Raw genomic sequence first — 8,624 nt, 5'->3', positions numbered from 1 at the left:
GGCGCGTAGCGACACGTTATGATCGCTGTCCCAAAGTCTTCCTCTCCGCAATCGCCCTCGCAGCAACCGTCATCTATTGGTTATGAATACTGACCCTAGGTCCGTTTCGAGCCGATCCTCAACGGCATTATCCGTCCCGGTATGACGACCTCGCCAGATTGGTATTGCTTGGGGTGTCCTCACACTCGACTCTTAATCTGCCTCACTCCACAAGGATTGTGAGACGCAAACTTGTATTGCCCTCCTTCCGAGGCCCACGCATAAGCGTGGGTTTTCGTTTTTCTGGATGTAAGCTTGACTTGGGTTGTGTATTTGACAGCAACGACAGAAATGTGATCCGCGCCGGAAGCCGGGCTTTGCACAGTGCGCGTATCTGCGCGCCGTCGGATTAATTAAGCTGAAGACCGTGGCCAAGCGTTCGCAATTTACGACCGCAATGATGGGCTGAGCCGCAAACCTCCAATGCCAGCCACTCAGCGTAGGACCGTCTATCATAAATGGGAGTGACTTGGTGCGCTTGATTTCCTTATTAAGGATCCGTCGCTCGGTGGCTAAAACGCAGTGTACCTGAAAAACGTCCTTAGCCAGATCCAGACCTACATTTCTTCTCCGTAATTGGATGGCTCCTCTCTTTGCAGTCGATAACAACTGCACTTTGGCGCGTTCGATGCCGACGAAGGAGGAACTATCCACCTCATCCGGTAAGGACCGATTACTTCAAAAAGAGCGTTTGAAGTAGCAGTAATTCAGACTGCGAGAAGTAACTTTTGTTGGCGGAAAGGTAAGTTAACTGGTCAAAAGGCAAAATATCTCTGCATTTGACAAGTTGATTTCATTGGTCGGAGTGAGAGGATTCGAACCTCCGACCCCTGCCTCCCGAAGACAGTGCTCTACCAGGCTGAGCTACACTCCGACCGTGGCGGGTGATCTATACGCGGCGGGTCTGATGCGCAAGAGGATTCTGTAATGCGACTACCCGAATCTTTCGATCTCAACACCCAAAAATATATGGCAGCGGACCAATGGGCACGGAACCCGGTGATCTAAGCAGGTCGCCATGTTTATGGTTCGCAAAAACGAGCGTTTACATGTTTGCGTTCTGCTGTTGACCGGCGCGCACAGTGTCCGCCAACTTGTTCACCTCCCCCCCCCCGCCGGGCAGGTCGCGATGGCACCGGTGTTAAAACGTTGGCTGGATGACAGGCTTGTTGAAAGGCAAGGGAATCGCAACCTTTTGCGGTGGAAACCCTGTGGTTTCTTTGTCCGCTTTCGCCCGCGCAGCCATCGTCATCAATTGGTTGTGAAGCGTCCCAGGCAATCACGGCAAGGGATCTGTTTTGTACAGACGAATTTTGGTTCCACCATGGTCGACGACCGGTCCTGGCGCCAGCAAAGGCAGGCGTGTGGCCCGGGCAAGCCCCGGAGCGCTGGTGATCACGCCGACCCGCCATCCCTGGAACCGGTTCATCAGGGTTTTGCCCATCGCGCCATAGACCGAGCGCAAGCGTCTTTCGTCACCAATTCGCGCCCCGTAGGGCGGGTTCACAATGACCAGCCCCGCAGGACCTTCGGGGGGTTTTATGTCGCTGACGGAACGCTGTTGAAACCGTGTCACGGCACCGACTTGGGCCCTTTCGGCATTGGCAGTCGCCGCGTCAACCGCGCCCGAGTTGCGATCCGAGCCGTAGAAGGTAAGCGCGCATTCCGCCGCCTTCGTTTCCCGACGCATTTCCTGCCACTGATCAGGGTCAAAGCCCGCCAGGTCCTCGAATGCAAAACCGCGGGAGCGGCCAGGGCGCAGACCCAGAGCGATCTCGGCGGCCTCGATCACGAAGGTACCCGATCCGCACATCGGGTCCAGTACGGGTTCATCGCCCGAGTAGCCACATTCTTTCAGGAACATGGCGGCCATTGTTTCGCGCATTGGGGCCTTGGCAATGGCTTCCTTGTGACCGCGTTTGTGCAACAGCTCGCCGGAACTGTCGACCGAGATCGTACAGATGTCTTTTTCGATTCGAAGCAACACCCGAAGGTTTGCCTCGGATGAAATCGAGGTGCCCAATGTCTCGGATATTGCCCGCTCGATCCTCTGACGAGCTGCACCGGCGTGATAAATTCTGGATTTGCGGCTGATGGCTTCCACCTTGACCGGCACGTCAGGACGCAAAACGGTGCCCCAAGGAAATTTCCGAGCACGTTTGTCCAATTGGGCAAGGTGCACGGCGGGGAAGCTGCCCAGTCGCACCAGAACCTTGTTGGCGCCGCGCAATGTCAGGTTGGCACGCCAGACCTCGGGCCATGAACCCCGGCATGTTACCCCGCCGGGTACAGTTCTGACCTGCGCGAATCCGTTGAATTGCGCCTCGTCACCAAGAGGCGCCTCGAGGCCCGGCGTGGCAACCAGAAAGATTTCCAAATCTGTGTCTTTTTCCATTCCGGTTGCTTACACTGGAACCTTGGTGGGCGCGATATGCAATTATACGCCATGGATTCAGAAGAAATGACCGATCAATCGCAGGATTGTGTGGTTCATCCTCAAGTTTTGGCGGTAACAGGTTTGCGTTTATGACCTTCCCCGCGTAAAGGGTCCTTGATCGGAAATACGCCTGCGGATTTTGGACCGTTTTCGACGCTTTTGCGACGGAGGTTCGAAAAAACCGCGCTATTGCATGACCCCGAAAGGGCGTTAGCAGAGCTGGCGCAGAAAAGAGGCTTGGAAGAACGTAGCAACATGCAAACTTTCAAACTGAAAAAGGGGCTGGATCTGCCGGTGGAAGGCGCTCCTGACCAGACCATTCACCCGGGCCCGGAATACGCGACCGTTGGCGTCCTGGGCGGTGACTACATCGGCCTGAAACCCAAGATGCTGGTGCAGGAAGGCGACAGCGTCGTACGTGGCGCGCCGCTGTTCTGTCACAAGGACGCGCCTGACGCGATGATGGTCGCACCGGTAAGTGGCAGGGTCGTCGCGATCAACCGTGGTGCCCGTCGGGTGCTGCAAAGCGTCGTGATCGAAGTGACAGATGTCAATGACACCGGTGTTGATTTCTCGGGCATAGGGGATGCCGACAGCGCCGAAGGCGTGACGGCCAAGCTGTGCGCCGCCGGCCTGTGGACGTCGTTCCGCACGCGCCCCTATTCAAAAATGCCGAACCCCGGCGTCAAACCGGATGCGATCTTTGTCACCGCCATGGACAGTGACCCGCTGGCCGCTGACGCTGCCACGATCATTGCCGAGGCGCCCGAAGAATTTACCGCCGGTTTGGCGGCAGTCAGCACATTGACCGAGGGCAAAACCTATCTTTGCCAAAAAGAGGGTGACACGATACCCGGCGCAGATGTCGCCGGTGTCGAAGCTGCATCTTTCGCAGGCCCGCACCCATCGGGGCTGGCCGGAACGCATATTCACTTCCTCGAACCCCTTGCAGGCGACAAGCAGGTCTGGACCATCGGGTATCAGGATGTCATCGCTATTGGTCGCCTGATGCTGACCGGCCATCTGGATCCGAATGTCGTGATTGCCCTGACGGGGCCGGGTGCGCGTCAACCACGTTTGATCCGTACCGTGATGGGCGCATCAACTGACGATCTGACCCGCGACGAAGTCGATGTGGACGGCACGCCCCGCATCATTTCGGGTTCGATCCTGTCGGGCCGGCACGCTGAGGGCCCGACCGCCTATCTAGGCCGGTTCGCGCGCCAGATCAGCATCATCCGTGAAGATCCCGATCAAATCCCGTTGGGCTGGATTCGTCCGATGCCGTCGAAATACGCGGTCCAGCCTGTATTGGGTTCGGCATTCGCCAAGAAGCTGTATGCCTTCACGTCCAATCTGAACGGCGGGCGTCGGGCCATGGTGCCCACAGGTGTTTTCGAAGACCTGATGCCGCAGGACTATCTGCCCACTCAGTTGCTGCGGGCGCTGCTGGTAATGGATACGGACACTGCCCAAGCCCTGGGTGCGCTGGAGCTGGACGAAGAGGATCTTGGCCTTGTGGGCTTTGCCTGTCCGGCAAAATATGAATACGGGCTGGCGCTGCGCGACTGCCTGAGCAAAATTGAAAAGGAGGGCTGAGCCGAATGGGTTTGCGCAGCTTCTTTGACAGGATCGAGCCGAACTTTACCAAGGGCGGCAAGTACGAAAAGTACTTCCCCATCTACGAGATGGTGGAAAGCTTCATCTACACTCCAAAAACCGTGACCACGGTGGCGCCGCACGCGCGGTCCTATGTGGATATGAAGCGGATCATGACCTATGTCGTGATCGCGACGATCCCCTGCATCCTGTGGGGGATGTGGAACACCGGCTATCAGGCAAACTCTGCGATTGCTTTGCTGGGTCCAGAATCGGCCACCGGCTGGCGGATTGCTTTGTTGCAGATGTTCGGGATTTCGCTGGACCCGTCCAGCATCTTTGCCAATGTCATGCATGGTCTGATGTATTTCCTTCCGATCTACATCGTCACGCTGGTCGCGGGCGGTATCTTCGAGGTCATCTTTGCCACCGTGCGCGGCCATGAGGTGAACGAAGGCTTCCTAGTTACATCAATGCTTTACACGCTGATCATGCCTGCTACGACGCCCCTGTGGCAGGTGGCATTGGGCATCATCTTCGGCGTTGTGATCGGTAAGGAAGTGTTCGGGGGCACCGGCAAGAACTTTCTCAACCCCGCGCTTGTGGGGCGGGCGTTTTTGTATTTCGCCTATCCGGCGCAGATGTCGGGGGATGCGGTCTGGACACCCGTTGACGGGTTCTCGGGCGCAACTGCATTGGGCGTGTCTGCGGCCGAAGGCGTGCAGGCGCTGGCCGCTGAAGGCATCACCTGGTCGAGCGCGTTTTTCGGCACCATTCAGGGCAGCTTTGGCGAAACATCGACGCTGGCCTGCATGATCGGTCTGGCTTTCCTTCTGATGACCAGGATCGCCAACTATCGCCTGATTGTGGGCTGTCTGGCGGGCACCATCGGCTTTACCCTGCTGCTGAACCTGATCGGATCGGATACCAACCCGATGTTCGCGATGCCATGGTACTGGCATATCGTGTTGGGCGGTTACGCTTTCGGGCTGGCCTTTATGGTGACGGAACCGGTTTCCGCCAGCCACACCAATGTAGGGCGTTATATTTATGGCGCTCTGATCGGTGTCATGGTCGTGATGATCCGCGTGATCAACCCGGCTTTCCCCGAAGGCATGATGCTGGCAATCCTGTTCGGCAACGTCTTTGCACCGCTGATCGACTATTTCGTCGTGCAAGCCAACATCAAACGGAGGGCGCGTCGCCATGTCTGATACGCAATCCCCAGATCAAAACGAGGCACCCAAGGGCGCATTAGCCAAATTCCTGGCGGCGTCGCCGGATTCTGTTGGCAAGACGATCTTCATCGCCGTTGCCGTCTGTCTGGTCGCCTCGATGGTTGTGTCCGCGGCCGCAGTCAGCCTGCGCCCGGTGCAAGAGGCCAACCGGCTGAAGGACAAACAGGTAAACGTTCTGCAAGTTGCGGGCGTGTTCGAGCCGGGCATCGACGTGACAGAGGCTTTTGCCGCCTTCGAACCACATGTGCTGGAGCTGTCCACAGGCACCTTCGTCGATGATCAGTTTGATCCGACCACATTTGACGACATCGCCGCCGCTAGCGATCCTGAGCTGAGCGTCGCGTTGGACAATGACCCCGCCGGTATCGGCCGCAAATCCAAATACCGTGTTATCTATCTGCTGCGCGATGATGCAGGTGATCTGGACAAGGTGATCCTGCCTCTGCACGGATACGGCCTGTGGTCGACGCTCTATGGATTTATCGCGCTTGAAAACAACGGCAACGATATCTACGGCCTGCAATTCTATCAGCATGGTGAAACTCCGGGTCTTGGGGCCGAGGTGGACAACCCACGCTGGAAAGCCCTGTGGAACGGGAAAAAGCTGCGCGACGAAGCAGGTGATCTGCAAATCACCGTTGCCAAATCGCAGCCCGCAGCCGGGCCAGATTTCTATGTGGATGCGTTGGCGGGGGCCACGCTGACGTCGGTCGGCGTCGATAACCTTGTGAAATTCTGGATGGGCGATGCGGGCTATGGTCCCTTCCTGGCCAAACTTCAAGCAGGAGAGATTTGATGTCCCAGACCAAGAAAGAGATGCTGGTCGACCCGCTTGTCGACAACAATCCGATCACATTGCAGGTGCTGGGCATCTGTTCAGCACTTGCGGTGACATCATCGTTGCAAGTGTCGATGGTGATGGCGCTGGCGGTGATCTTCGTGACCTCGTTTTCGTCGTTCTTCATTTCGTGCCTGCGCAACCAGATCCCCGGTTCGATCCGGATCATCGTTCAGATGGTGATCATCGCGTCGTTGGTGATCTTGGTGGACCAGATCCTGAAAGCCTATGCTTTCGAGATTTCGAAAACCCTGTCGGTTTTCGTCGGCCTGATCATCACCAACTGCATCGTGATGGGCCGCGCCGAGGCGTTTGCGATGAAGAATCCGCCGGTTGCGTCCTTTATCGACGGAATGGGCAACGGCATGGGCTATGGTCTTATCCTGCTGCTGGTCGGCTTCATTCGCGAGCTGTTTGGCGCGGGGTCGCTGTTCGGCGTTACCATTCTGGAAACCGTCAACAATGGCGGCTGGTACGTGCCCAACGGCATGCTGTTGCTGCCGCCCTCGGCGTTCTTCATCATCGGTCTGATCATCTGGGCCTTCCGCACCTGGAAGCCGAACCAGGTGGAAGAGCGTGAATACAAAATTCAGCAGGTAGAGGCCCACTGATGGAAGGTCTGATCTCACTGGCCGTAAAGGCCATCTTTGTCGAAAACCTTGCGCTTAGCTTCTTCCTGGGGATGTGTACCTTCATCGCCGTGTCCAAGAAGATTTCGACAGCGCTGGGTCTGGGGATTTCGGTCATGGTCGTGCAGGCCATCACCGTGCCTGCCAACAACCTACTGCTGAACTACTTGTTGAAACCGGGCGCGCTGGCCTGGGCCGGGTTCCCGGATGTAGACCTGACCTTCCTTGGCCTGATTTCCTATATCGGCGTGATCGCGGCGATGGTTCAGATACTCGAGATGGTTTTGGACAAGTATTTCCCACCGCTTTACAACGCGTTGGGGATCTTTCTGCCACTGATCACGGTGAACTGCGCCATCCTTGGCGGGTCGCTGTTCATGGTGGAGCGTGACTATAACTTTGCCGAGGCGGCGACTTATGGCTTGTCTTCCGGTTTTGGCTGGGCACTGGCAATCACCGCAATGGCCGGAGTCCGGGAAAAGCTGAAATATTCAGACATCCCCGATGGTCTGCAAGGTCTGGGCATCACTTTCATTACCGCAGGTCTGATGGCTATGGCCTTCATGTCCTTCTCGGGCGTGAAACTGTAAGGGGGCGTTGATGGAAACCTTTACCTTAGGCGTAGCTCTTTTCACCGTAATCGTTCTGGCATTGGTGGCCATCATCATGGCCGCCCGATCCAAGCTGGTATCGACCGGAAACGTCAACATTACGATCAACGGCGAAAAGACCATTTCCGTTCCGGCAGGTGGGAAGCTGCTACAGACGCTGGCTGCCGAGAAGCTGTTTGTCCCTTCGGCCTGCGGTGGCGGCGGCACCTGTGCGCAGTGTCGGGTGCGGGTGCATTCGGGGGGCGGATCGATCCTGCCGACCGAAGAAAGCCATATCACGAAACGTGAAGCGTCATGTGGTGATCGCCTGTCTTGCCAGGTGGCGGTCAAGCAGGACATGGATATCGAAGTTCCGGAAGAAGTCTTCGGCGTCAAGAAATGGGAATGTACCGTTCGGTCGAACGAAAACGTAGCGACCTTCATCAAGGCGTTGATCCTGGACCTGCCCGAGGGTGAGGATGTGAACTTCCGCGCCGGTGGCTACATCCAGATCGAAGCACCTGCACACCAGTTGAAATACACGGATTTCGACATTGAAGAGGAATATCGCGAGGATTGGGATCGCTTCAATCTGTGGCAATATGAATCGGTGGTGACCGAACCCATCGAGCGCGCCTATTCGATGGCCAACTACCCGGACGAAAAGGGCATGATCATGCTGAACGTCCGCGTGGCCTCGCCGCCGCCGGGGTCCGAAGGCATTCCGGCGGGTCAGATGTCGTCTTACATCTTCAACCTGAAGCCGGGTGACAAGGTCACCATTTCAGGCCCATTCGGCGAGTTCTTTGCCCGCGAAACTGACAAAGAGATGGTCTTTATTGGCGGCGGCGCCGGTATGGCCCCAATGCGCAGCCATATCTTTGATCAGCTCAAGCGTCTTCAGAACCGCAACCGCAAGATCAGCTTCTGGTACGGTGCGCGGTCGAAGAAAGAGATGTTCTTTGTCGAAGACTTCGACAGTCTGGCTGAAGAATTCGACAATTTCGAGTGGCATGTGGCCTTGTCGGACGCGCAGCCCGAGGACAATTGGAAAGGCTATACCGGCTTCATCCACAACGTATTGTTCGAAGAGTACCTCAAGAACCATCCCGCGCCTGAGGATTGCGAATACTACATGTGTGGTCCGCCAATCATGAACCAGTCGGTCATCAACATGCTGCTGGATCTGGGCGTGGACCGCGAAGACATCATGCTCGACGATTTCGGCGGCTAAGGAACAAAAAAGAACCGGCG

The 8,624-nt window shown here is 56.7% G+C and carries 7 protein-coding genes, 1 tRNA gene and 1 pseudogene; 7 read left to right on the top strand and 2 right to left on the bottom strand.

Translation table 11 applies throughout. From position 1 onward, the window contains the following. A pseudogene (locus GS611_RS12980) lies at nt 1-86 on the top strand (IS5/IS1182 family transposase); the annotation flags it as partial. Nucleotides 87-836: 750 nt separating this feature from the next. Here the strand turns inward: GS611_RS12980 and GS611_RS12975 are convergent. Together GS611_RS12975 and GS611_RS12970 are read right to left on the bottom strand one after the other, a co-directional pair. Then, nucleotides 837-913: transfer RNA gene (locus tag GS611_RS12975), tRNA-Pro, on the bottom strand. Nucleotides 914-1,318: 405 nt separating this feature from the next. Next, nucleotides 1,319-2,434 carry a class I SAM-dependent RNA methyltransferase gene (locus GS611_RS12970; protein ID WP_171636244.1) on the bottom strand — a complete coding sequence of 372 codons (1,116 nt, stop codon included), beginning with the start codon at nt 2,432-2,434 and terminating at the stop codon, nt 1,319-1,321. Nucleotides 2,435-2,731: 297 nt separating this feature from the next. Here GS611_RS12970 and GS611_RS12965 point away from each other — a divergent pair, with 297 nt between their 5' ends. The 6 genes from GS611_RS12965 to nqrF are packed head-to-tail and all read left to right on the top strand — an operon-like array spanning nt 2,732 to nt 8,604. Then, the gene (locus GS611_RS12965; RefSeq protein ID WP_171636242.1) at nt 2,732-4,075 is read left to right on the top strand and encodes a Na(+)-translocating NADH-quinone reductase subunit A; all 1,344 of its coding nucleotides are present in this window, start codon (nt 2,732-2,734) and stop codon (nt 4,073-4,075) included. A gap of 5 nt (nt 4,076-4,080) precedes the next feature. Further along, nucleotides 4,081-5,289 carry an NADH:ubiquinone reductase (Na(+)-transporting) subunit B gene (locus GS611_RS12960; protein WP_171636240.1) on the top strand — a complete coding sequence of 403 codons (1,209 nt, stop codon included), beginning with the start codon at nt 4,081-4,083 and terminating at the stop codon, nt 5,287-5,289. Next, nucleotides 5,282-6,109, top strand: a complete 828-nt coding sequence (locus tag GS611_RS12955; RefSeq protein ID WP_171636238.1) for a Na(+)-translocating NADH-quinone reductase subunit C — start codon at nt 5,282-5,284, stop codon at nt 6,107-6,109. The genes GS611_RS12960 and GS611_RS12955 overlap by 8 nt, the downstream gene beginning before the upstream one ends. Continuing rightward, nucleotides 6,109-6,762, top strand: a complete 654-nt coding sequence (locus GS611_RS12950) for an NADH:ubiquinone reductase (Na(+)-transporting) subunit D (protein WP_152460184.1) — start codon at nt 6,109-6,111, stop codon at nt 6,760-6,762. Before GS611_RS12955 ends, GS611_RS12950 begins: the two co-directional genes overlap by 1 nt. Beyond that, the gene (gene nqrE / locus GS611_RS12945; RefSeq protein ID WP_050603817.1) at nt 6,762-7,370 is read left to right on the top strand and encodes an NADH:ubiquinone reductase (Na(+)-transporting) subunit E; all 609 of its coding nucleotides are present in this window, start codon (nt 6,762-6,764) and stop codon (nt 7,368-7,370) included. Before GS611_RS12950 ends, nqrE begins: the two co-directional genes overlap by 1 nt. 10 nt (nt 7,371-7,380) lie before the next feature. Then, entirely contained in the window at nt 7,381-8,604 is a 1,224-nt protein-coding gene (nqrF, locus tag GS611_RS12940; RefSeq protein ID WP_171636236.1) for an NADH:ubiquinone reductase (Na(+)-transporting) subunit F, read from the top strand. Nucleotides 8,605-8,624: the final 20 nt, after the last annotated feature.

This window comes from Ruegeria sp. HKCCD6119 (assembly GCF_013110585.1).
In the GTDB taxonomy this organism is placed as follows: domain Bacteria; phylum Pseudomonadota; class Alphaproteobacteria; order Rhodobacterales; family Rhodobacteraceae; genus Ruegeria.
This window is presented reverse-complemented; position numbering and strand designations above follow the sequence as displayed.